The organism is Bradyrhizobium amphicarpaeae (assembly GCF_002266435.3).
Lineage (GTDB): Bacteria > Pseudomonadota > Alphaproteobacteria > Rhizobiales > Xanthobacteraceae > Bradyrhizobium > Bradyrhizobium amphicarpaeae.
Genome location: NZ_CP029426.2, coordinates 5,250,797 through 5,274,911, shown reverse-complemented (window position 1 = coordinate 5,274,911; position 24,115 = coordinate 5,250,797). Strand labels below are relative to the sequence as shown.

General features: G+C 64.4%; 24 protein-coding genes. 11 read left to right on the top strand and 13 right to left on the bottom strand.

Annotated features, from left to right (window positions below; translation table 11 throughout):
* Positions 1-9: 9 nt before the first annotated feature.
* Positions 10-1,191, bottom strand: coding sequence for an ABC transporter substrate-binding protein (locus CIT40_RS24885; RefSeq protein WP_094891259.1), 1,182 nt, complete (start codon positions 1,189-1,191; stop codon positions 10-12).
* Between the two features lie 60 nt (positions 1,192-1,251).
* On the opposite strand from CIT40_RS24885, the gene CIT40_RS24880 reads away from it, so the two are divergent.
* Positions 1,252-1,818, top strand: a complete 567-nt coding sequence (locus CIT40_RS24880) for a DUF3280 domain-containing protein (protein WP_094891260.1) — start codon at positions 1,252-1,254, stop codon at positions 1,816-1,818.
* A 190-nt stretch (positions 1,819-2,008) separates the two neighbouring features.
* Here CIT40_RS24880 and fghA read toward each other — a convergent pair whose 3' ends face one another.
* A complete protein-coding gene (gene fghA, locus CIT40_RS24875; protein ID WP_094891621.1) occupies positions 2,009-2,854 on the bottom strand; it encodes an S-formylglutathione hydrolase in 846 nt (281 codons plus the stop codon).
* A gap of 70 nt (positions 2,855-2,924) precedes the next feature.
* Positions 2,925-3,545, bottom strand: a complete 621-nt coding sequence (locus tag CIT40_RS24870; RefSeq protein WP_094891261.1) for a response regulator — start codon at positions 3,543-3,545, stop codon at positions 2,925-2,927.
* Between the two features lie 141 nt (positions 3,546-3,686).
* Between CIT40_RS24870 and CIT40_RS24865 the strand changes: the two genes are divergently transcribed.
* From CIT40_RS24865 to CIT40_RS24830, 8 genes are all read left to right on the top strand, one after another.
* Positions 3,687-5,045: a histidine kinase gene (locus CIT40_RS24865; protein ID WP_094891262.1), complete on the top strand. Its 1,359-nt coding sequence runs from the start codon at positions 3,687-3,689 to the stop codon at positions 5,043-5,045.
* A 163-nt stretch (positions 5,046-5,208) separates the two neighbouring features.
* Positions 5,209-7,683 (top strand): TonB-dependent receptor, encoded by a 2,475-nt coding sequence (locus CIT40_RS24860; RefSeq protein ID WP_193550884.1) that lies wholly within the window; start codon positions 5,209-5,211, stop codon positions 7,681-7,683.
* A gap of 77 nt (positions 7,684-7,760) precedes the next feature.
* Entirely contained in the window at positions 7,761-8,123 is a 363-nt protein-coding gene (locus CIT40_RS24855; RefSeq protein WP_094891264.1) for a hypothetical protein, read from the top strand.
* 149 nt (positions 8,124-8,272) lie between these two features.
* Positions 8,273-8,440: a hypothetical protein gene (locus tag CIT40_RS24850; RefSeq protein WP_167443373.1), complete on the top strand. Its 168-nt coding sequence runs from the start codon at positions 8,273-8,275 to the stop codon at positions 8,438-8,440.
* Between the two features lie 63 nt (positions 8,441-8,503).
* Positions 8,504-8,923 (top strand): hypothetical protein, encoded by a 420-nt coding sequence (locus tag CIT40_RS24845; protein ID WP_094891265.1) that lies wholly within the window; start codon positions 8,504-8,506, stop codon positions 8,921-8,923.
* Positions 8,924-9,073: 150 nt separating this feature from the next.
* Positions 9,074-10,531, top strand: a complete 1,458-nt coding sequence (locus CIT40_RS24840; protein WP_094891266.1) for a GH1 family beta-glucosidase — start codon at positions 9,074-9,076, stop codon at positions 10,529-10,531.
* Positions 10,532-10,720: 189 nt separating this feature from the next.
* Entirely contained in the window at positions 10,721-11,956 is a 1,236-nt protein-coding gene (locus CIT40_RS24835; RefSeq protein ID WP_094891267.1) for an acetyl-CoA C-acetyltransferase, read from the top strand.
* Positions 11,957-12,236: 280 nt separating this feature from the next.
* Entirely contained in the window at positions 12,237-12,539 is a 303-nt protein-coding gene (locus tag CIT40_RS24830) for an HU family DNA-binding protein (RefSeq protein WP_094891268.1), read from the top strand.
* Between the two features lie 72 nt (positions 12,540-12,611).
* On the opposite strand, the gene CIT40_RS24825 is transcribed toward CIT40_RS24830, so the two are convergent.
* From CIT40_RS24825 to CIT40_RS24805, 5 genes are all read right to left on the bottom strand, one after another.
* Positions 12,612-12,767: a hypothetical protein gene (locus tag CIT40_RS24825; protein ID WP_167443372.1), complete on the bottom strand. Its 156-nt coding sequence runs from the start codon at positions 12,765-12,767 to the stop codon at positions 12,612-12,614.
* 5 nt (positions 12,768-12,772) lie between these two features.
* On the bottom strand, positions 12,773-15,166 hold the full coding sequence (lon, locus tag CIT40_RS24820) for an endopeptidase La (protein WP_094891269.1): 2,394 nt from the start codon (positions 15,164-15,166) through the stop codon (positions 12,773-12,775).
* 8 nt (positions 15,167-15,174) lie between these two features.
* Positions 15,175-15,558, bottom strand: coding sequence for an Hsp20/alpha crystallin family protein (locus CIT40_RS24815; RefSeq protein ID WP_094891270.1), 384 nt, complete (start codon positions 15,556-15,558; stop codon positions 15,175-15,177).
* 152 nt (positions 15,559-15,710) lie between these two features.
* The gene (locus tag CIT40_RS24810) at positions 15,711-16,274 is read right to left on the bottom strand and encodes a YciE/YciF ferroxidase family protein (protein WP_094891271.1); all 564 of its coding nucleotides are present in this window, start codon (positions 16,272-16,274) and stop codon (positions 15,711-15,713) included.
* A 113-nt stretch (positions 16,275-16,387) separates the two neighbouring features.
* Complete coding sequence (locus tag CIT40_RS24805) at positions 16,388-16,594, bottom strand: hypothetical protein (RefSeq protein WP_094891272.1); 207 nt, start codon at positions 16,592-16,594, stop codon at positions 16,388-16,390.
* 192 nt (positions 16,595-16,786) lie between these two features.
* Here CIT40_RS24805 and CIT40_RS24800 point away from each other — a divergent pair, with 192 nt between their 5' ends.
* Positions 16,787-17,440 carry a class II aldolase/adducin family protein gene (locus CIT40_RS24800; RefSeq protein ID WP_193550883.1) on the top strand — a complete coding sequence of 218 codons (654 nt, stop codon included), beginning with the start codon at positions 16,787-16,789 and terminating at the stop codon, positions 17,438-17,440.
* Positions 17,441-17,452: 12 nt separating this feature from the next.
* Positions 17,453-19,240 carry a chloride channel protein gene (locus CIT40_RS24795; RefSeq protein ID WP_094891273.1) on the top strand — a complete coding sequence of 596 codons (1,788 nt, stop codon included), beginning with the start codon at positions 17,453-17,455 and terminating at the stop codon, positions 19,238-19,240.
* A gap of 18 nt (positions 19,241-19,258) precedes the next feature.
* On the opposite strand, the gene CIT40_RS24790 is transcribed toward CIT40_RS24795, so the two are convergent.
* The 5 genes from CIT40_RS24790 to CIT40_RS24770 form a co-directional block, all read right to left on the bottom strand.
* A complete protein-coding gene (locus CIT40_RS24790) occupies positions 19,259-20,587 on the bottom strand; it encodes an LLM class flavin-dependent oxidoreductase (RefSeq protein WP_094891274.1) in 1,329 nt (442 codons plus the stop codon).
* A gap of 52 nt (positions 20,588-20,639) precedes the next feature.
* Positions 20,640-20,930 carry a hypothetical protein gene (locus tag CIT40_RS24785; RefSeq protein ID WP_094891275.1) on the bottom strand — a complete coding sequence of 97 codons (291 nt, stop codon included), beginning with the start codon at positions 20,928-20,930 and terminating at the stop codon, positions 20,640-20,642.
* Positions 20,931-20,992: 62 nt separating this feature from the next.
* Complete coding sequence (locus tag CIT40_RS24780; RefSeq protein WP_094891276.1) at positions 20,993-22,483, bottom strand: sodium:solute symporter family transporter; 1,491 nt, start codon at positions 22,481-22,483, stop codon at positions 20,993-20,995.
* Positions 22,484-22,499: 16 nt separating this feature from the next.
* A complete protein-coding gene (locus CIT40_RS24775; protein WP_244611845.1) occupies positions 22,500-23,018 on the bottom strand; it encodes a flavin reductase family protein in 519 nt (172 codons plus the stop codon).
* Positions 23,015-24,076 carry an LLM class flavin-dependent oxidoreductase gene (locus CIT40_RS24770; protein ID WP_094891277.1) on the bottom strand — a complete coding sequence of 354 codons (1,062 nt, stop codon included), beginning with the start codon at positions 24,074-24,076 and terminating at the stop codon, positions 23,015-23,017. Before CIT40_RS24770 ends, CIT40_RS24775 begins: the two co-directional genes overlap by 4 nt.
* Positions 24,077-24,115: the final 39 nt, after the last annotated feature.

Sequence of the window (24,115 nt, the reverse complement as noted above, 5' to 3'; positions counted from 1 at the left end):
TCACATCGCTCACTTCAGCTTGCATTTGCTCTCCGGACGATCATAGCCGAGCGTGTCGAGCTCGGAGACCTGGTGCAGAAATCCTTCCTGCGGCGAGACCGAGACCACCATGCGGCCGTCGACCAGCAGGATCGGCTGGCGCAGTTGCAGATTCCAGTCTCGCAAGGTCAGCCGCGTGCCCTTGAAGGCTGCGACCGAGAAGTCCGGGCCCTTGATGAAGTCCGTAACCTTCTTGACGTCGCCGGAATTGGTGCGCGAGGTCGCCTCTCCAATCATGCGGGCCGCGGTCCAGGCCTGCATGTCGAGCGCCGACATGCGCCGTGAATTCAGCTTCATGAAGCGGTTCTGCATCTGGATCGCGCCCCATTGGTCCTGCGATGCGTCCCAGCTGCGCGGCACGAGACCTGCCGAACCCGCGACGGGGCGGGGATCCCAGGTGCGATAGGGCAGGTAGGCGCCGAACACCTCGCTCTCGTCGGCGGCGACCAGCACGTCATAAGCGGGCGCCTGCTGGGTGAAGACGGGCATCTGGCGCTGGATCAGCGTCACGCCGCTATCGGTGCGACGGGCGCCGCCCTTGTCCTCGAAACTGCGCTCCTGCACGATCTTGGCGCCGAACCGCGTGGCGGTGCGCCGGAGCGCGTGCGCGAATAGCTTGTCCTCGTCATGCGAGCCGACCACGAGCAGCCAGCGCGACCACTTCTTCCAGACGAGATATTGCCCGAGCGCGTCCGCCAGCATCGCCCGCGTCGGCGCGGTGTGGATCACATTGGCGCGGCAATCGGCCTCGCGCAGCCGCTCGTCGATCGCGCCGGCGTTGAACAGCAGCGTGCCGCGGTCGCGCAAGGCGTCCGAGACTTTCAGCAGCGCATCGGCCGGCAGGTCGGTGATGATGAAGCCGTTCTTCTCCGCAAGCGCGGTGGCGGCCTGAACGACGTCCTCGCCTTCCCTGATGCGGCGCTCTTCCAGTACGAAGCGCTGACCCAGGAATTTGCCGGTTGTGTTATTGTCCTCGATCGCGAGGCGTGCACCGGCGATGCCGTCATTCTCCGCAGGCTGCTCGACCAGCGACAGTGTCGATCGGCTACCGGCGATGCCGAGATAGCCGATGCCGATCAGGGCAGGCTCCGCCGCGAGCGCGCTCGTCGCAGCAAGACCCAAGCCAATCAGACCGGCCAACCATCGGATCATGTTTCCTCCGAGCGATCCCCCCGGCTTGACCGCAGGTGGAGAATTGTCTCTGCTTCAAGCATGACCAATTTGTCAGGGCATGCAACCCCGCATTTCGTCCCCGCGCGCGGCGGCATCACGATCATGCGAGCATTGATGGCGATCCTAGCTTTGCTGTTGACGCCGTCGATCGCGCGCGCCGATTCACTCAGGCTTGCCGTGTTCGATTTCGAGCTGATCGACACCAGCCTGCCCGGGGAGTTCTACGGCTCCAGGCCGGAAGAGGCGCGGCTCGTGCTCATCAGCCAGCAGCTGCGCAAGGAACTGACGGAGTCCGGCAGGTTCCAGGTGCTCGACATCGCGCCGGTCAGGGACGCCGCCCGTCACGCGAATTTGCAGGCGTGCGGCGGCTGCGACCTCAAGCTTGCCGGCGAATTGGGCGCTGACCTCGAGATCACCGGCATGGTGCAGAAGGTCTCGAACCTGATCATCAACCTCAACATCTATCTGCGCGACGTGAAGACCGGAAACATGATCATGGCGGCGAGCGCCGACATGCGCGGCAACACCGATGAATCCTGGACCCGCACGATGAGCTATTTGATCCGTAACCGGCTGCTGGCGCCGAATTACGGCAAGCGGGAGTAGAGTCTCGCGGCGTGCGCCGCTGCTCCCTCGCCCCTTGTGGGAGAGGGTGGCTCGCCGCGGAGCGGCGAGACGGGTGAGGGGTCCTATCCGCGAATCCAACTCTTACTTGGTTCGCGGAGACAACCCCTCATCCGGCGCTGCGCGCCACCTTCTCCCACAAGGGGAGAAGGAAGAAGGCAGCGAGCGATCCCTACCCCTTCAGCTTCTCCGCATGCCAGTGCAGATGATCGCCCATGAAGGTCGAGATGAAATAATAGCTGTGGTCGTAGCCCGGCTGACGCCGCAGCGTCAGCGGGATGTTCGCCTTGCTGCAGGCGGCTTCGAGCAGCTCCGGCTTGAGCTGTTCCTTCAGGAAATTGTCGGCCTCGCCGACGTCGACCAGGAAGCCGGAAAACCTCGCGCCGTCCTCGATCAGCGCCACCGTGTCATGGCCGCGCCAGGCGTCTTTGTTCGGTCCGAGATAGCCGGTCAGCGCCTTGATGCCCCAGGGCACGAGCGAGGGCGCCACGATCGGCGCGAACGCGCTCGCGGCGCGATAGCGGTGCGGGTTGCGCAGCGCCACCGTCAGCGCGCCGTGACCGCCCATCGAATGGCCCATGATCGATTGCTGCTTGGCATCGACGGGAAAATTTCCCGTCACGAGCTTCGGCAATTCGTCGGTGACATAACTCCACATCCGGTAATTGCGCGCGAAAGGTGCCTCGGTCGCGTCGACATAGAAGCCGGCCCCCAGGCCGAAATCATAGGCGTTGTTGGCATCATCAGGCACGTCGGCGCCGCGCGGCGAGGTGTCGGGCGCAACGAAGATCAGGCCGAGCTCGGCGCAGGCCTTGCGGAATTCGCCCTTCTCGGTGACGTTGGCATGGGTGCAGGTGAGCCCGGAGAGGTACCAGACCACGGGCAGCCTGGCGCCGTCGGCATGCGGGGGAACATAGACCGAGAACACCATGTCGGTTCCGGTCGCCTGGCTGGCATGGCGATAGACACCCTGCACGCCGCCGTAGGATTTGTTGGTCGAGACAGTCTGAATCGTCATGCCTTGGAGCTCCGTGGCATCGCACCACATCGAGATTGCAACGCTTATGTGACCGAAATTTGTGGCGTCGTCAGGCGACGCCGCTGTCGATCGCCAGCCGCACCAGCTCGACCGAGGTCTTCACCCCGAGCTTCTGGCGCATGATGGACGAGGTGTTGGCGACCGTCTTGTAGGACGACTGCACCAGCCAGGCGATCTCGGACAGGCTCTTGCCGGCGCTGAGCAGCCGCAGGATCTCCATCTCGCGCGGGTTCAGCTTGGACAGCGGGCTTTGCGCCAGCGTCGGCCCGGCGAAGGCGATGCTGCGCGCGATCGCGCTGGGCAAATACGTGCCGCCGCCGCCGACGGCGCGGATCGCCTCGACGAGGTCGTCGGGGTCGCCGGTCTTGGAGACGTAGCCCTTGGCGCCGCATTCGATCGCGCGCGCGGCAAAGGCCGGATCGTCGTTCATGCTGAACATGATGATGCGGGCCTCGGGCGCGCGCTCGAGGATGCGGCGCGCCAGCTCGAATCCGGAGACGGTCGGCAAATTGATGTCGATGATGCAGAGGTCGGGGCGTTCGACGATGAAGACGCACTCGCCATCCTCGGCGTCGGCGGCCTCCAAAATCTCGATCTCACCCTCGTCGGCCAGCACGGCACGGCAGCCGGAGGCGACAATGGGATGATCGTCGACGATCAGAATGCGCATAGGCGTTTCCTTGTGACAGCGTCGGCCTGTTTCGCGCCCGGCCGGGATTGCTGTACGCTTCCGATTAGTATCCGCCGCTTCGGCCCTGTCAACGCCATCGGACCGGGGCGGGCGAGGCTTCGCGAGGCACGGGCGACACCAATGTGGCAAAATCTATCCTTGCGCGGGCGCATCAACCTCTTGCTGGCGTTGCTGCTGGCGCTGGGGCTCGCTGTCAATATCGGCCGCCAGGTCGCGGAGGCAGCTCCGCGCGTGCAGGCCGAGGACCAGAGCGTGATCCGGCTCGCGCGCGAATTCATCGAGATGATCGTTTCCGATCTCAACGAGGCGCCCGATCCGGATGCCAGGCTGAACCAGATCGCGCGCGACCTCAGCCGCCTCCGCCATGTCAGCATCACGCTCCGCGATGCCGCGGGCAATCCGCAGACGCCGCCCCGGCTTGACGCTGACGCCGACACGCGCGGGCCGCCGGCCTGGTTCGTCAGCCTGGTTCATCCCGAGCAGACCGCGGTGAGCGTGCCGGTCTCGATCCATGGCAAGCCCGGTTCGCTCCTGATCACCTCGCATCCCGATGACGAGATCGCGGAGATCTGGGACGGCGTCGTGACCCAGCTCGAGGTCGGCTCGGCGATCGCGCTGGCGCTGTTCTTGCTTATGATGAACGTGGTCGGCCGGGCGCTGGCGCCGCTGCGGGCGCTGGCGGAGGCAATGGGGGAGCTGGAAGGCGGACATTACGAGGCCCGTGTCACACCGGGCGGCGCGCCGGAGCTTGCCGCGATCTGCACCAGGCTCAACCACCTTGCCGCGACGCTGGGCGAGGCGGTCGAGGACAAGCGGCGCCTCGCCGAGCGCGCGGTGTCGCTCCAGGACATCGAGCGCAAGGAGATCGCGCGCGAGCTCCACGACGAATTCGGGCCGTATCTGTTCTCGTTGCGCGCGCATGCCGGCGCGCTGGCGAAGCAGGCGGATGGGCGCGTTCCCAGTGCCGACGCCGTGCGAAAACACGGCAGCGCCATGCTGGAGCAGATCAACGCGCTGCAGCAGTTCAATCGCCGCGTGCTGGAGCGCCTGCGCCCCGTCGGCCTTGCGGAACTCGGTCTGCGCCAGGCGCTGGAATCACTGTCGCGGCTGTGGCGGGAATCGCATCCGGATGTCGCGATCGAGACGTCGATCTCAACCGCGCTGGGCCCAACCGGCGAGACCGCCGACCTCACCATCTACCGCATCGTGCAGGAGGCGCTCACCAACGTGTTCCGCCACGCCGGCGCAACCTCGGTCAATGTCGTGATCGAGCCGGCGGAGCAGATGGCGCAGGACGGCCGCGTCTGCGCCCGGGTGCGGGTCAGCGACAATGGCCGCGGCATGGAGCCGGATCAGAAGCTCGGCTTCGGCCTCGTCGGCATGCGGGAGCGGATCCTGGCGTTGGGCGGTACGCTCAACGTCGTCTCCGGCGATGGCGGATTGACGGTGGAGGCACTGGTTCCGACTTCCGCGGCCTGATCGCTCCCGAAATGATCGGGAAATCTTCCCGATTTGGTCGGGAGATCGGGAGCGGATAATGCCCGACCTTTTGTGGCTGGCGGGATTGCGACGGCCGCATACACTCGTCTCAACCAAACGGCGAAGATCAAAACAGCCGGTGGTCACGGATGGGAAGGCGGGGATGGGCAAGGTTCTTTCGTTCAGGTGTCGTTTGTTGATGGCCTCGGTGTCATCAGGTCTGGTGTCCGGGGTGGTTTTCGCGAGCCCCGCTCTGGCCGCGCAGGACGAGGAGACCAACGTCCAGAATCTGCCGCCGGTCGAAGTCGCGGCGCCGCCGCCGTCGGTGGCGAGGCGTACCGCGCCGACGCGGCCGGTCGCGCGCATCGGGGCGCCGTCGTCCGCCGCTCCGAAGACGCGCCTTTACGTCTACCCGACCGCGCCGGGCACGGGCCGAGGCCTCGACGTCGATAAGGTGCCGTCGGCGATCAACGCCGTCGATGCGAGCCAGATCAGGCGCACCGGTTCGCTGAACGTCACCGACGCGCTGCGCGACAACATCGCCGGCGTCAACATCACCGAGGTCACCGGCAATCCGTTCCAGCCCGATGTGGAATTCCGCGGCTTCGTCGCTTCGCCCGTGGTCGGCACGCCGCAGGGCCTTGCGGTGTACCAGAACGGCGTCCGCATCAACGAAGCGTTCTCGGATGCCGTCAACTGGGACCTGATCCCGACCGCCGCCATCAGGTCGGTAACGCTGGTGACCAACAACCCGGCCTTCGGACTCAACGCGCTGGGCGGCGCCATCAACCTGCAAATGAAGGACGGCTTCACCTATCAGGGCGCCGAGATCGACGTGATGGGCGGCTCGTTCGGCCGCATCCAGGGCTCGGCGCAGTGGGGCAAGACCGTCGACAAGAACTACGGCGTCTACGGCGCGCTCGAAGGTCTGCGCGATAACGGCTTCCGCAATTTCTCGCAATCGACCGTGCGGCGCTTCTACGGCGACGTCGGTTACAAGACCGGCGATAGCGAATTCCACGCCAATATGGGCGTCGCCAAGAACGATTTCGGCGCCAGCGCTACCGTTCCGGCCGAGCTGCTCGACAAATATTGGGGCGCGACCTACACCACGCCTCAGACCACCTCCAATCGCGTCGGCTATCTCAACCTGACCGGAAAAGTCGATGCGACGCCGACCTGGACGCTCGAAGGCACCGCCCATGTGCGCAGGTTCGAGCAGAAGATCGTCGACGGCAATCCGACGGACGCGCAGGAATGCGGTGCGGATCCGGCGCTGCTGTGCTTTGGCGACGACACCACGGCCGCGAACGGCGCGGGCGGCGTGCAACTCGCCAATCCCTTTGCGCCGGGGACCATCCTCGGCGAGATCGATCGGGGCTCGATCCGTTCGACCACGTTCGGCGTGTCGGGACAGGCCACCAACACCGATCAGTTGTTCGGGCACGACAACCGCTTCGTGATGGGCACGAGCTACGACGCCAGCGTCACGCGCTACAACGCGACCGCCGAAATCGGCTCGATGGGAGAAAATTACGTCGTGAACGGCAGCGGCGTCTTCCTCGGCGCGACGCCCGTGGCCGATCCCGTGGCCGGCCCCGTCTCGCTGCGGACCGTCAATCAGTACAACGGCCTGTACGCGATGGACACGTTCAACGTCACCGATGCCTTCGCCGTCACCGGCGGCGGCCGCTTCAACGTTGCGCGCATCAGCCTGGAAGACCAGCTCGGGTCCGCCCTCAACGGCGACCACACGTTCACCCGTTTCAATCCGGTGATCGGCGGCACCTACAAGATCACGCCGGAGCTGACGGCCTATGCCGGTTACTCCGAGGCCAACCGCGTGCCGACGCCGCTCGAGCTCGGCTGCGCCGATCCGGCCCGGCCCTGTCTCATCGCGGCCTTCCTCGTCTCGGACCCGCCGCTGAAGCAGGTGGTTTCCAAGACCGTCGAGGCCGGCCTCCGCGGCACCAAGGAGCTGAACATCGGCTCGCTCGGATGGAAGGTCGGCGCGTTCCGCGCGACCAATTACGACGACATCGTCGCGGTGCCCGCAGTTGGGCGGACCGGGTTCGGCTATTTCAGCAATGTCGGCCGGACCAGGCGTCAAGGGCTCGAGGCCGAGGTCAGCATCAAGTCTCCCACGCTGCAGTTCCAGGCGAGCTATGCCTTCGTCGACGCGCGCTACCTCGATGCGTTCGAGCTCGGCTCCGAAAGCCCGTTCAGGGATCCCGTGACAGAGACCATTCAGGTTTCGCCCGGCAACCAGCTTCCCGCGATCCCGCGTCACCGCGTGAAGGTCGGCATCGATTACGCCGTGACCGACGTCTGGAAGGTCGGCGGCAACGCATTGTTCGTGTCCAGCCAGTATTTCGTCGGCGACGAATCCAACCAATATTCCAAGTTGCCGTCCTACACGGTGTTCAACCTCCGCACCTCCTACCAAGTGGCGAAGAACATCCAGCTTTACGGCCGCGTCGACAACGTCTTCGACAGGCGCTACGCCACCTACGGACAGTTCTTCGACCGCGAAGCCTTGCCCAACTTCACCAACGGCGGCAACGACTTCACCGACCCGCGCTCGCTGAGCCCGGCGAGGCCGCGCGCGTTCTACGCGGGGATGCGGGTGACGTTCTAGGAAAGGCCGCGGCCGGACGCAGCGCCTCCTGTTCCGCGATGGCGCACGCTGAGCTTGCAGAATATCCCGCCTCCGGCATGATGGCTTCGGAGGCTCGCTTTGCTGTGGCGTTGAAGAATCCGGATGCCGTCGCTGCTATCGTTACAGCGCTTCGGCACGTCTACGGTGACGAGATCGCGCGACTTATGCTCGTCGAGGGCATGAGCCTCGCCGACCTCATCGATGCGATGTTTTCTGCACCCTTGACGCACCGCGAGGCCGTTCGAGATATCACCGACGGATTGGACGATTTTGTCATTTCGCCGGATCTGGGCCTGATGTGGCACCTCAGGTACGTCTATTCAGACGAGCCCGGCTCTCTGCACGTTGTGGACATGGAGATCGCCACGCCGAACGGCACGCTGGCGAGCAGGGACGTCTGGCTTCGTCTGCCCTCCTAGAGCAGGGGCGCCTAGGGACGATGTGGCCCGGCGCGGCCGAAGTTCCGTGCAGCCCCGTCTTCACGAACCGGAAACTATGTCAAATGATCTGAAAATTTTAATGCAACTGCCGGGCGCTCTCCGCGTCAGTTTGTCGGAGGGCCGGTGTGATGACAGAGCGCCAATTGACCGAGCAGGAGTGCCAGATCGCGCGTTATCGGCATTTGGAACGGGAGGTGACGGATCCGCTTGCCGCGTGCCTGCTTCACGGCATCGTCGAAGATCTTGAGGCCGAGCTGCGCAGGGCAAGGCCGGATTGGCACGGGCCTCGCGATTAACGCTTTCTTAGCGCTATTCATGCGGATTGTCGCGCGGGGGAATGGCCAAGGGAGACCGCTCCCATGCTGAAGGACGGCACATACGCGGCGTGGTACGAGACGCCGCTCGACCAGGGGACCGGGATCGTCCATCTCGCGGATGGGCAGATCTGGGGTCGCGATAGCCTGATGACGTATCAAGGCTCGTGCCGGATCGATGGAGATCGCTTCACCGCCACCGTAATAACAAAGCGCCATACCGACGGACGGATAGAGGGGCGTGCGACGGTGTTCGGCGTGGATGACGACCTCACTTTGGAGATCGAGGGAAACTGCCCCGGCAAGATCGCGACTTACACCGCGACGACACGACAAGCGCCCGGAATGATCCTCAGGGGCACGCTCATCCTGACCGAACAGCAGCCGCCGGCACCGGCGCGAACCGAGCAGTTCCCGGCGTTCAACCCCGACAAGCTGCCAAAGTTGCCGAAGCGCTCGCGCTGATCGAGGGCGCCGGCGCGGGGCATGCCCGCATCCATATGTCGCGCCCCAGGTCGCGCGAATCTGCATCCGGCTTGTCCCAAAGCTTGCTTCTCAAATCGCCATGGACTCGCCATTGTGCGCCCGCAACAGTTTGGAAGCGGAGAAGCATCAATGTCGGACAAGGTCTCGCGTCGCCGGTTCGCGAAACTCGCGGGGCTGTCCGCGGCCGGCTTGACCGGTCCGCTCGGTGCAGCAAAGGCGAAGCCGGCGTTGCCGCCGCGCGCCGGCTTTCCGGCGGGCTTCGTCTGGGGCACGGCGACCTCGTCCTATCAGGTCGAGGGCGCGGTCAACGAGGACGGGCGAGGGGCCTCGATCTGGGACAAGTTCGTGCGCATCCCCGGCAAGATCGAGGACGGCACCAATGGCGACCGCGCCAATGAGCATTATCACCGCTACAAGGAAGACATTGCGCTCATCAAGGATCTCGGCTGCAAGGCCTATCGCTTCTCGGTGGCCTGGCCGCGGCTGTTCCCGGACGGCGACGGCCAGCCCAACCCGAAGGGACTCGACTTCTACAATCGTCTGGTCGACGAGCTCCTGAAGAACGGCATCGAGCCGTGGCTGACGCTCTATCACTGGGACCTGCCGCAATCGCTGCAGGATCGCTTCGGCGGTTGGCGCTCGACGGAGACCTGCAAGATCTTCGGCGACTACGCCGCCTATGTCGCCAAGCATCTGACCGACCGCGTCAAGAACGTGTTCACGCTGAACGAGAGCGGCCGCTTCGTCTATTTCGGTTACGGCATCGGCATCGACGCGCCGGGCCTGACGCTGCCGCAAGCCGAGGTCAACCAGATCAGGCACAATAGCGCGCTCGCACACGGGCTCGCGGTGCAGGCGGTGCGCGCCAGCGGCCGCCGCGGCACGAGGGTGGGGCCGGCCGAGAACATCGATGCCTGCGCGCCAGCCATCGACACGCCTGAGAACGTTCGCGCCGCCGAGATCGCGCTGCGCGAGATGAACGCCGGCTATCTCAACGTCATCATGTCGGGCCGCTATACCGATGCCTTCCTGAAATTCGCCGGGCCGAACGCGCCGAAATTCACCGATGCGGAGCTGAAGATCATCTCCTCGCCGGTCGATTTCCTCGGCCTCAACATCTACGCGCCGCAGAACTATGTCGTGGCCTCCGACCAGGGCGCGGGCTTCATGCCGCTGCCGATCCCGAAATCGTTCCCGCACATGAACTCGGACTGGCTGCGCGTCGGGCCGGAGACGCTCTATTGGGTGCCGAAGCTGGCGGCGAAGATCTGGAAGACGGATGCGATCTACATCAGCGAGAACGGCGCCTCCGGCGACGACGCCGTCACGCCCGACGGCAAGATCTACGACACCGACCGCATCATGTATCTGCGCAACTATCTCGCCCAGCTCCAGCGCGCCACCGCCGAGGGCGTGCCGGTGCGCGGCTATTTCCTCTGGAGCCTGATGGACAATTTCGAGTGGGTCTACGGGCTCAACAAGCGTTTCGGGCTCTACCACGTCAATTTCGACACCCAGGTGCGCACGCCCAAACTCAGCGCCAGCTTCTACCGCAACGTGATCGCGAAGAACGCGGCGGGAGCGTAGCCGGTTTCCTTCCGCGCGCACCAGAGGCCGTCATGCCCGGGACCGACCCGGCCAAGACGTCACGGAGACTTTCAGCGCTAACCGCGCAGCGGAAAATCCAGGGTGCGAAGCGGTAAACGTCTCGCATTGACTCTCCTCTCTCCCTTATTCAGAACATCCTCAACAACCCACAACAAGAGGACAACGCCCATGGCTGACGCGCTGATCATCGATGCCTGCCGAACCCCGCGCGGCGTCGGCAAGGCCGGCAAGGGAGCATTGTCGGGCATTCATCCGCAGCAGCTCGGTGCCACCGTGCTGCGCGCGCTCGCAGACCGCACCGGCATCGATACCGCCGATGTCGACGACATCGTCTGGGGCTGCAGCGCGCAGGTCGCGACCCAAAGCGGCGATCTCGGCCGGATGTCGGCGCTCGATGCCGGTTACGACGTGCGCGCCAGCGCCGTGACGCTCGACCGGTTCTGCGGAAGCGGCATCACCAGCGTCAACATGGCGGCCTCCTCGATCATGGCGGGCGCGGAAGACCTCGTCATCGCCGGCGGCTGCGAGATGATGTCGATGGAAGGACGCCGCGGCGGCAGCGGTCCGATGATGATGGATAGCGGCAATCTGCGCCTGCGCGCGCGGCATCCGCAATCGCATCAGGGCGTCTGCGCGGATGCGATCGCGACGCTGGAAGGCATCACGCGGCGGGACGTCGATGCGCTCGGGCTCGAGAGCCAGAAGCGCGCCGCGCACGCGATCGCGAACGGCCACTTCGACAAGAGCCTCGTGCCCGTCCACCGCGAGGATGGCAGCCTCGCGCTCGACCACGAGGAATATCCGCGGCCGCAGACCACGATGGAAGGCCTCAGCAGCCTCAAGCCGGCATTCCCGGCAATCGCCGACTATGCGATCGATGACAAGGGCACGACCTATCGCGGCCTCATCCTGCAGAAGTACCCGGATCTGAACATCGACTTCATGCACCACGCCGGCAACTCCTCCGGCGTTGTCGACGGTGCCGCTGCGATCCTGATGGCTTCGCCCGCTTACGCCGGAGCGCATGGTCTCAAGCCCCGCGCCCGTGTCGTCGCGATGGCCAACATGGGGGACTCGCCGACCCTGATGCTGAACGCGCCGGTGCCGGCGACGCGCAAGGTGCTGGCGAAGGCCGGCTTAACCGTCGACGACATCGACCTGTTCGAGATCAACGAGGCATTTGCGGTGGTCGCGGAAAAATATATCCGCGACCTCGGGCTTGATCGCGCCAAGGTCAACGTCAATGGCGGCTCGATCGCGCTCGGCCATCCCATCGGTGCCACCGGTTCGATCCTGATCGGCACCGTGCTCGACGAACTCGAACGGCGCGATCTCAAGCGTGGTCTCGTCACCATGTGCGCCGCCGGCGGTATGGCGCCGGCCATCATCATCGAGCGCATCTAGCCCTATTTTCTAGGGTGAAACGCGCGCCTCCTCATACAAAGAGGCCGGTCGACGCTTGTCGAAAGCGGCGAATCAGTTCTAGCAAGAAGTCGTGCGGGCCTTTGAAACAAGGCAAAATCCGCTGCGCGAGGCTTCTTCCGCACTGGAAGTGGCTAAAATGCAGGGTTTTTTGCCACAGAAGGCCAAAAATGCCCGTAAAACCGCGACAAAACTGTGCAGAAGGCTATAGGCCTTCGCCGGTTGGTCTAATATGCAGCCGTCACGAATCAGAGGAGACACGATGGCAACCCAGATGTCCAAATCGCAGTTGATCGAAAAGATTGCGACCGCTACCGAGCTTTCCAAGCGCGACGTCAAGAGCGTCATGGAGACGCTGACCGACGTCGGTCACAAGGAGCTCAAGAAGAACGGCCTGTTCCTGGTGCCGGGCTTCGCCAAGTTCGTGGTCATCAAGAAGCCCGCGACCAAGGCTCGCAAGGGCACCAACCCGTTCACGGGTGAAGAGATGATGTTCAAGGCCAAGCCGGCCCGCAAGATCGTCCGCGCCCGCCCGGTCAAGGCGGCCAAGGACGCCGTGGGCTAACAATGCAAAGGCCCCCTCGCATAGGAGGGGGCCTTTTGATTGGGGCAGTCGCGAGGGCCTGAGACGGAGGGCTCAACCCTTGCGGCGCTTCACCCGGACCGGGATCGGCTGAAGCCGCGGTTCGGGCCCTGCGATCGCATCGCGCACCCGGTCGACCGCGCGATCGAGCAATTGGCGCAGCCGCTGCGTCTTCCGCGATCGCTTCGCTTTCTCCAGCAGTTTCTTCATCGTCGTCACTCCGCCGCTTCGACCTTCGCATCGATTTGAGCCTCGGCCGGCTCGAGCGCCGCGGCGATGGCCTCGTCGACGCGCTCCAGCCAGATGAATTCGAGGTTGTCCCGCGCGCTCTTCGGGATGTCGTCATAGTCCCGCTTGTTGCGTGCCGGCAGCATCACCCGCTTCAATCCGGCGGCGGCCGCAGCCACCACCTTCTCCTTGATGCCGCCGACCGGCAGCACCAGGCCGCGCAGCGAGATCTCGCCGGTCATGGCGGTATCGCTGCGCACCGTGCGGTTGGTGAGCAGGGACGTCAGCGCCGTGAACATCGCAACGCCCGCGCTCGGTCCGTCCTTCGGGGTTGCGCCCGCGGGAACGTGAACGTGGATGTCGCTCTTCTCGAACACCGACTGATCGATGCCGAGCTGCGTGGCCTTGCTCTTCACCAGCGTCAGCGCAGCCTGCACGCTCTCGCGCATGACCTCGCCGAGCTGGCCGGTCAGGATCATGCCGCCCCGGCCGGGGACGCGCGAGGCCTCGATGAACAGGATGTCACCGCCGACAGGCGTCCAGGCAAGGCCGGTGGCCACGCCCGGAATGCTGGTGCGCTGCGCGATCTCGCCCTCGAAGCGCGGCTGGCCGAGCACGGTGCCGATGTCCTTGGCCGTCACCACGACCTTGGCGGCCGAACCTTCCGCGACTTGCACCGCGGCATGCCGGAACAGCTTGCCGATCTCTCGCTCGAGATTACGCACGCCGGCCTCGCGGGTGTAGCCCTTGACCACCAGCTTCAGCGCGTCCGGCTCGATCTCGGCCTGCTCGGCCGTCAAGCCGTTGGCCTCGAGCTGCCGCCGCACCAGATAGCGCTTCGCGATCTCCAGCTTCTCCTCCTCGGTGTAGCCGGCGAGGCTGATCAGCTCCATGCGATCCAGCAGCGGACCCGGGATCTGGTCCAGCATGTTGGCGGTCGCGATGAACACCACGCGCGAGAGGTCGAAGGGCACGGCCAGGTAATTGTCCCGGAACGTCCCGTTCTGCTCGGGGTCGAGCACCTCCAGCATGGCGGCCGAGGGATCGCCCTGCACGCCACGGCCCATCTTGTCGATCTCGTCCAGCATCATGACGCAGGCGCGCGAGCCGGCCTTCTTGATGCCCTGGATGATGTTGCCCGGCAGCGCGCCGATATAGGTGCGGCGGTGACCGCGGATCTCGGCCTCGTCATGCACGCCGCCGAGGCTGACGCGCACGAAGGGGCGATCCATCGCGCGTGCGATTGATTGTCCGAGCGAGGTCTTGCCGACGCCGGGCGGGCCGACGAAGCACAGGATCGGCGCCTTGCCCTGCGGTGCCAGCTTGCGCACCGCCAGATATTCGATGATCCGGCCCTTGATCTTCTCCAGGCCGAAATGATCGGCATCCAGGATGGCTCGCGCCGCCTTGATGTCGATCGGCTTCTCCGCGGGCAGCGCCCACGGCAGCTCGATCAGCCAGTCCAGGTAGGTGCGGACCATGCCGGCTTCGCCGGCAGCCTCCGGCATGCGCTCGTAGCGGCGCAGCTCCTTCCTGGCGTGGGCGTCCGCCTCGGGTGGCATGTTGGCCTTGGCGATGGCAGCGGTCAGCTCGGCGACCTCGGCCGCCTTGCCGTCGCCTTCGCCCAGCTGGCGCTGGATGGTCGCCATCTGCTCGCGCAGGATCGCCTCGCGCTGCCGCTCGTCGAAGCTGGCGCGGGTCTTCTGGCCGATCTCGTTGCTGATGCGCAGCACCTCCAGCCGCTCGGCCAGATGCTTCGACACCTTCTCGACGCGCAAGGCGAGGTCGATGGTCTCCAGGACCTCCTGCTTGTCCTGCGGCTTGATGTCCATGAACGAGGTGGCCAGATCCGCCAGCGCGCCGGGCGCGGTGGTGCCCTGGAACATCGCGGCCAGCTCCGGCGGCGCCTGCGGCAGCAACTCGATTGCCTCGATCGCCTGGCGCTGCAGGTTCAGCGCACGCGCCTCGATCTCCGGCGAATTCGTGGTCGGCTCCGGAATCTGCTGGATCCGCGCGGCCGGGAACGGCGTCCCCGGCAGGAAGTCGAGGATGCGCGCGCGCTGCACGCCCTGGCAGACGATGTGATGGGTGCCGTCGGGCGCGGTGATGTAGCGCACGATGTTGGCGATGGTCGCGACCCGATAGAGATCGTCCGGGCCCGGCTCCTCGGTTTCGGGGCTGCGCTGCAGGACGATGCCGATCGGCCGCTGCTCGCGCAGCGCCTGCTGCGCGGCGGCAACCGACTTCGGCCGCGCGATCGCGATCGGCGCGATGGCGCCTGGGAACAGCACCATCTCGCGCACGGGGATGATGATCAGCGCGTCGTCGGGGATCTTCACGTCGTTATTGGTCTGTTCGTTGTTCATCTGTTCGGTGGCCATGATCGACCTCAGGATTTGGCGAGACGCAGCGCGACGCAGCCGTCCATCACGAAGCGGCTGATGGCGTAGCGGCCGACGGGCAATGCAATGCGGCGTTCAAAACGCCCCTGCGGCAGCTCGAGCCGGTGGATGCGGGCCTTGCGAAGCTCTGGCGGAAGCGTGCGCTGGCCGGAAACGACGAGCACGCCGTCATGAATGACCGTCTCGACATTGTCGGGATTGACGCCGGGAAGCGCGACCAGGATCAGCAGCTCGTGCTCGGTTTCGAGCACGTCGATCGGCGGCTCCCAGCAGGCTTCCTGACGGCCGAACTGCTGGCGCAGCCGGTCGGCGCGCGTCAGCTGGTCCAGGGCTTCGGACAGCATCCAGTCGAGGGGATTCTTCGGTTGCATGATGCGGGCTCAGGGGTGGGAAAGCCTGCATATGGGGCTGGTTCCCGGGAAATCCAGTGCGCTGGCGCTGACGTGCCATGCGCCGTCGTGCGTTCGCAAAAGCAAACGCCGCGGCCTTGGCCGCGGCGTTCTGTCCTGGAGCTGGGCGCGGGTCAGGCCGCGTCGCGATACTCTTCTTCCGCTTCGAGGTTGATCACGGACGTCGCGAGCTCGGTCAGCGTATGGTCGGTCGCCTCTTCCTCGTCCAGCGTCGCCTGAAGCAGTTTTGCAGCGTCCGGCATGCCGAGCTCCTCGGCCCAGGTGCGCAGGGTGCCATAGCGGGAGATCTCGTAATGCTCGACCGCCTGCGCGGCCGCGAGCAGGCCCGCGTCGAGCGCCGGGGCGCCCTTGAAGTCCTTCATGATCTCGGCGCCCTCGTCGGTGATGCCGTTGATGGCCTCGCAGGGCTTGCCGCGCGCCGGCTTGCCCAGCATCTTGAAGATCTGCTCCAGACGCTTGACCTGGCCCTGGGTCTCACGCAGGTGCTTGTTGAAGGCGGCTGCCAGATCCTTCGATTGCGCGGCCTTGGCCATCTTCGGCAGGGTCTTGATGATCTTGTTCTCGGCGAAATAGATGTCCTTCAGCGTTTCCAGAAACAGATCGCTGAGCATCTTCGGCGCCTGACGCGGGCGGCGGGTCGCGGTCTTCTTGGTCGTGCGCTTCTTTGCTTTAGCCATACGTCCTCCTCATGAGGTAACACGGGAAGGCCTCGCCCTCCTCAATCCTCAGGCGATCAAAGCCGCGTCATGAACGAAAGTTCCAAACGGCAACCGGCGCGCCGGGCGAAGGCTCACGTCGCGCGATTGTAAGGATCTTCCTGGCGTTGCCGTGCCTCGGTATTGCGATCCAGCTGCGCCCGCTCGCTGCGCCTGAGGCGGCCGGCCTTCATCACGCCATAGACCAGAACCCCGCCGAGCACGAAGGCTCCGATGAACCAGAGCCAGAGCAGGTTGGCCGAGAGGTGGCCGAGGAGCATTCCGATTCCACTGTCGCCCATTGCCGTCTCCTGTGATTTCCAAAGCGGCTTTGCTGGGCTAAGTCAGCCCGGAAGCCATCGTTCCAGCGCCCGAGGAGCCGGATTTGGCAGGCGGGGCGACAAGGTGGCACCGGATCCGGGCCGCTTTCGCTTGCGCTGCCATATTGCTTTGACGTACTTCGGGTCTAACGAGACGATCGTCAGGAAATCGGGATGTCGATGACAGCGGACGAGGCCGCCAAGAGACAGGCCATCATCGACGCCTGCCGGCGCATGAACGCGCTCGGCATCAACCAGGGCACCTCGGGCAATATCTCCGTCCGGCATGTGGACGGGCTCCTGGTCACGCCGACCAGCGTGCCCTATGAGGCCATGACGCCGGATCAGATCGTCTTCATGACCATGGACGGCGCGCACGCGCCCGATCAGAAGCCGTCGAGCGAATGGCGCTTTCATCGCGACATCCTGAAGTCGCGGGATGACGTCAACGCCGTGGTGCACGCGCATCCGACCTATTGCACCATCCTGGCGATCATGGGCATGGAGATTCCTCCGGTGCACTACATGATCGCGGCGGCCGGCGGCGACAGCATCCGCTGCGCGCCCTATGCGACGTTCGGGACCGTGGAGCTGTCCGAACATGCTGTGCGGGCGCTGGAGGGGCGGTTTGCCTGCCTGCTGGACCATCACGGCATGATCGCGACCGGCAAGACGCTGGACAAGGCGATGTGGCTCGCCGTCGAGGTCGAAACGCTGGCGCGGCAATATCATGGCTGCCTCCAGATCGGACAACCGCCGCTGCTCGCCAGCGCCGAGATCGAGCGGGTCCGCCGGCGCATGGCCGGCTACGGCCTGTCGGAAGAGTAGGGCGGGCAGAAGGTGTTGGTGCGAATCAGGCATCTCGTGGATGGCAAGGGGACGAACCGCACGATGGTTCGGCTGCGCGCCCTCCTGCGCAGCAATGAGTTCTACCTGATCCCGCTGGCGCTGGTGATCGGCACGCTGGCCGGCGCCATCGTGACGCTGATGGCCGAAATCGCGCAGATTGCCCATATGGTGATCTACGGCATTCCCGTCGACGTGCGCCTGTCGGCCAATGCTCGCGTCAGTCCATGGGCGGCGCTGCTCGCTCCTGCGCTCGGCGGTCTGGCGCTCGGTATCATGGAATGGTCGCGGCGGCGGATGAAGATTTCGAGCGCGGTCGACCCGATCGAGGCCAACGCGCTGCGCGGCGGCAATCTGTCGATGCGCGACAGTGTCATCGTGTCGAGCCAGACGCTGATCTCCAACGGCTGCGGCGCCTCGGTCGGTCTCGAGGCGGGCTATACCCAGATCGGCTCCGGGATCGCCTCGCTGTTCGGCAAGTTCTTCAATCTGCGCCGCAACGATCAGCGACTGATGGTCGGTTGCGGCGCTGCGGCTGCGATCGCGGCGGCGTTCGGCGCGCCGATCACCGGCGCCTTCTATGCCTGTGAGTTGATCGTCGGCGTCTACTCGGTCGGCAGCGCGGCCCCGATCCTGGCAGCCTCCCTCGCCGGCGCCTTGACCGCGCAATGGCTCGGCGGCGCGCCGTACTCGCTGGAGATCCCCAAGGTCAGCGCCGTCGGCGTCGAGCAATATCTGGCGCTGATCGGGCTTGCGCTCATCACCAGCGGCGTCGGCATCGCCGTGATGCGCTCCTCGCCGATGTTCGAGCGCCTGTTCGCCTGGTTGCCGGTCTGGCTCCGCCCGGTGGCCGGGGGTCTCATCGTCGGCGGCTTTGCCATCATCACCCCGCAGGTGCTGGCGGCCGGCCATGGCGCCATGGTGCTCGATCTGTTTCACGACATGACGATCGGCCTGATCGCGTTGATCATCGCCCTGAAGGTGACGGCCTGCCTGATCTCGCTCGCCTCGGGCTTTCGCGGCGGCCTGTTCTTCGCGTCGCTGTTCGTCGGCAGCCTGATCGGCAAGTTCTTTGCCGCGGTGCTGCTCCTGATCAGCCCGAACTTCGCCATCGATCCGCTGGTCGCGATGCTGACGGGAATGGCGACGCTCGGTGTCGCCATCGTCGGCGGCCCCCTGACCATGTCGTTCCTGGTGCTCGAGATGACCCGCAACGTCGACGTCACCGCCGTGGTGCTCGCCGGCTGCATCGTCACCTCGATCTGCGTCCGCTTCATGTTCGGGCATTCCTTCTCGACCTGGCGCCTGCATCTGCGCGGCGAGACCATCCGTAGCGCCAACGACGTCGGCTGGCTGCGCAACCTCACGGTCGAGCGCCTGATGCGCTCCGACGTCGGCAAGGTGCCCTCGACCACGACGATCGCCGCGGTGCGCCGCGAGTTCGCGCTGGGATCGCGGCCCGGTATCGTCATCGTCAACAATTCCGACGAATATGTCGGTCTCGTCATGCTGCCCGATTTGTTCTCCAGCGATCTCGACACCATCGCCGACGACATCCAGGTGATCGAGCTCGCCCGCCTGACCGACATCGTGCTGATCCCGGAAATGAACGTGAAGTCGGCGATGGCGGTGTTCGACGAGGCCGAAGCCGAGATGCTGGCGGTGGTCGATTCCACCGACAGCCGCAAGGTGGTCGGCTTCCTCACCGAGACCTTTGCCCGCCGCCGCTATGTCGAGGAGATCGACAAGGCGACGCGCGGGGTGTTGGGAGCGCTGTCGTAGGCGCTGGCGAACCCAGGCTCAGGATTGGAGTAAATTCTCCCTGAGTGTCGAGCCGGTGTATGCGGTGCGGAAGCGGCCGCGCCGCTGCAACTCTGGAACGACGAGATCGGCGAACTCCTCGAAACATCCCGGCGTATAGGTCGCGGCGAGCATGAATCCGTCGGCGCCACCGTCATCCATGTAGTGCTCCATCTGGTCTGCGATGTCGGCCGCTGTCCCGACCGCGACAGGCATCCCCATGCCTTGGGCGTAAATCATCGCCGCCTCCTTCACGGTGACCGGAGCGCCGCCCTTGGCGTAGATGATGGATTCAAAAAGCCCTTGGATGCCGGGTACTTCGATATTCTGCACGATCGCGTCTTCAGGGAACTTTGAGAAATCCAGGCCGAAATGACCGGAGATCCAGGCCATCGCGCCTTCAGGCGGAATACAACTCCTTATTCTCTCATATTTGTCCTGGGCCTCGCTGCGTGTTTCCGCCACCACCGTCTGGAGGCCGTAGATCAGCTTGACGGAGCCGGGCGCTCGATCGTACTTGCCGGCCAATCTCTCGGTGAGGTCGCTCGCATACTGCTTCATGCGATCGACGTTGGGATGAACGGCAAAGATCGCCTCGGCATGCTTGGCGGCGAAGTCGCGCCCCTGTCCAGACGAGCCTGCCTGCCACAGCACGGGACGTCCTTGTGGCGACGGTGCGCAGAAATGGCGCCCGTCGCATTTGTAGTATTTGCCTTCGTGATGGACCACTTTGATCTTGGAAGGATCTGCGTAGATGCCCGACGCTTTGTCGGCGACAATTGCGTCCGGCGCCCAGGAGTCCCACAGCTTGTAACAGACTTCCATGTACTCCTCGAGCCGCTCGTAGCGACCAGTTCGTTCGGTCATCGCCTGGCCGTAGGCGTCCCATTCGCTTTTCGAATAGGATGAGACGATATTCCAGGCGATGCGGCCGGAAGAGAGATGGTCGAGGCTCGAGAGCCGGCGGCACATCGAGTAGGGATGCTCGAACGCCGTGGATAGCGTCAGTCCGACACCAAGATGCTTGGTTGCGGCGGTGATGATGGGAACGATTGTCGACGGCTCATGCGTGGGACATTGCACGGCCCACTTGACCACGGCATCCGAACTGTCTTCGTAGGTGTTGTAGGGCGCGAGCTCATCGGCGATGAACATCGCGTCGAACAATCCGCGCTCCATCGTTCTCGCCATGTGCTGCCAATATTCGGGCGAGGAAAAGTTCCATCCCACCTTGTCCTTGGGATGGCGCCACATGCCGGTCGCATGGCTGTTGACGCCGTGCTGGATGAATCCCAACAGATGAGCCTTCTTTTTTTCCGTCGTCGTCATTCGCATGCTCCTGGAGTCGGCTTCATGATGGTCGCGAAAGGGGTGGTTGGCCTCAGCCAGCCTTCCCTTCGATGAAGAAGGCCAGCCCGCATCCTGCCGCTGTGACGATGGCCAGGAGCGGGCCCGCATAGATCATGGCGGGGCTGATGCCGGCGCCGGCGATGATGAGTGCGGATGCGACGACCGAGAGCGCCGCGATTCCGCCGTAGCGGTAGTCCGGGACGGTGCTGGGCTCGGCTACTCCGCTGCGATACTCCGCAACAGCGTTCTGCAAGCCGCGCCAAAATCCGGCCAGAAAGAAGACGGTGACGACGATTCCAATGATTGTGATCAGTGCGTACATGGATGATCTCCTGTGAAATGAATGCTGAAGGGCTGCGCGCCAGCAGGCGCGCAGTCGATTGATCATTCCGCCGGGGCTTGAACCTCGTCTGAAACCCGGCGGAGGCCGGAGAGGTCGAAGTCTTTTCCACCCATCAGGCCCGCGACCACGACCGTCACACCGCTGATGGCGACGATCGACAGCGTTCCCACAAGCTCGCCAGCCGTCTCGTAGATCGGCATGCCTATCCCGATCGCCGCAACGATGCCGCCCACGAACCCGACCATGTTGGTCTTTGGCCATAGGATCGAGAGGACGAGCGGAAGCAGGATGGAGGTCTTCAGCGCATAGGTCGTGAGCACGAGCGTGGTGAAGTCGAGGCCCGACAGCACGATCAGCGTCGCGATGGCTCCGCCGAGCAGCACAGATAGCTTGGTGATGACGAACAAGCTGCTTTCCGAGGTCTGCGGAAAGTAGCGTTTGACGATATCGACGGCGACTACCGAAGACAACGCAGCGCTTGCGCCATCGATTGTCGAATAGCAGGCCGCGAGGATGACGAGCACATAAAGCAGGACCAGCGTCAGCCCCAGGCCGATATGCGAAACGATATAGGGGCCAACGGCGACAATGTCGCCGCCGAGATCCGCGGGCGTCAGGCCGTAAGCGATGCCGACGAGCCCGAGCATGCCGAGGCAAATCGGGATGGGATAAAACAGCGCGCCCGCCCACAGGAAGGTGCGCCCGACGTCGCGGCTCTTGATCGCCCACACCTTCTGCCAGAAAGTCTGGTCGGAGACGGTTGCGGCAAGCAGTCCGAACGCCAGGGTAATGCCAAAGCCCGCAGCGGCATCGGGCCGCAACACGGACAGATTTCGCGGATCGGCCTTGCCGGCTGCGGCGAAGACGGCGTCGGTCCCGCCGGGGACCTTGGCATAGACCGCCGCAACGACGATCGCAGCAGGCACTGTAATCATCAGCGTGTTGATCGTTCCCGTCATGACGCTGGTCCAGAGACCGCCGAAATAGGAGTAGACGAGAACACAGACGATGCCGACCACGGTCGCGACCTTCCAGTCACTTCCGAAGACGGTGGAAATGACGACGGAGGTGCCTTTCAGATTGATGAGGATCTCGAGGATGATGCCGAAGATCATCGTGACCGTGACGATGGCGGTGGCGGCCTTCGACCGGTTGAAGCGGTATTCGACGAATTCCGAGATGGTGTAGCCCTCGGGCATGTTCTTGCGCAGGACGCGCGCGAACGGGATCATGGCCATGACGGCGAAGCCATTCGGCACCACGAACCAGAACAGCCCGGAGAGGCCCCACTGGAACGTCATTGCCGAACTCATCATGACGGCCATGGCCCAAGTCCAGACCGCGATGACCGAACCGACACCGAATCCGAAGCCAATGCGGCGGTCGGCGATGATGAAGTCGTGGGTATTTCTCACAAGAAGCTTTTTGACTGCGTAAGACAGGATCAACGAAAACAGGCCGAGTCCGATCATCGACGCATACCCGAGGGTCGGCGTGAGGCTCGGCATCGGAGCAAAGATAGACTTGTCCATTGCGATCTCCCGAGTTTCAAAGGCTGTGGTGGAGGCTGTGATAGGTGCGCCTGCAATAGAGCAGCGGAGTTCCGTCGCTCGACGCTTGCGCCGACGTGACGTCGCAAAGCATGATCATGTGGTCGCCAGAGGGGATATGTTCGCCCACCGTTGCCGTCAGATGGCCAAGAGCGCCCTCGATGACAGGGGCCAGCGGCACTTTCTCGGCGATCCGGACGTCGTCGTAGGCGCCGACAGCGACCTTGCTGGCGAACCGGTCCGAGAGTGTTCGCTGATCGGCCGTCAGGATCGAGATGCCAATGACCGATCCCGGCTTCAGGCAATCATAGCTTTCGCTGCTCCGGGACACGCAGAACAGCACGCGCAGCGGGTTCATCGAAACTGATGTCACCGACGTCGCCGTGAACCCGTGGAGACGGCCGTCGCGCCAGAAAGTGACGATACAGACGCCGGAAGCGAGCTGGCTGAAGACCTCTTTGAAATCTCGGCTGAGTTCGGCAGGCGATGGGTTCATGCTGGAAGCCTTGCTGATCATTTGGCGGCGAACTCGACTTCCCGGTTCTCGCGGAGCGGCCGGATGACGTGCTTCATGAAGGGGCCGGCGTCCCGCATCGGGTCGTCGAACTGGCACACGATGCGGTTGAGGCCCATCGCCTGCAGCTTGGGGATGCGTTGGCGGATATCCTCGAACGAGCCGATCAGGCCCAGTTCGAAACCGGCATTGGAATCGACCATCTGTTCGTCGCTCAGCGAGGCCCAGGCGGCGGCGCCGGATCGCCCGATGACCTTGCGGAAGAAGTCGATGGTCTGCGCGTTGCGCCCCGAGATCACGGACCTGTAACGCTGCCGCGCCTGGTCGGTTGTTTCGGTCGCAATGACATAGGCATTGACCGCGATCTGGATGGTCCTGCCGAAATTGTTGGCCTCCTGCCGAATTGTCTCGATGCGTCGCTTGAGTTCGGCATCGCTCATGCCATTGAGGAAAAGGCAGTGGCCCCATTCGGCTGCGATTTTCACGGCGCGCTCGGAATGTCCCGCAATCCAGACCTCGGGCAACGCGTCGAGATCGAGACCGTAGCTCGGGGCTTCGGAGATATCGCTATCAGCTTCCGCCCGCGCGTCGACGACCGCTACGGCCGGCGGCTGGAATAGTCCGTAAAGTGTGCGAAGGAATTCGGCGGCGCGGTCGTAACGCCCGTCATGATCGAGCCATGCGACGCCGGAGAGATCGAACTCCTCCTTCCACCAACCGCACACGATGTTCATGCCGAGCCGCCGTTCGGCGATCTTCGACAATGTGTCCAGCATTCGTGCGACGAGGAAGGGAGAGCGGAAGCCGGGCTTGACGGCGCCGCACAGGCCGACCTTGCTGGTGACCGCGGCGATGGCGGCCAGAATGCTCCATGCGTCGGCGACGCTCTCGGTGGGACCGTGGATGCAATTCAGAAGGTTCTCGGAGGCATAGAGAAAGTCGAACCCCAGCGCCTCGGCTTGCTGTGCAATCGCAAGACAGGAGGCAACGTCGGGTGCCGTCGGTGCATCCAGTGAACGTAGCCATCCGCCGTAGACCGGAAGCCAGATACCGTACTCCATCACGCGTCCTTGCCTGTCTTCATGGCCGCCCGACGGACA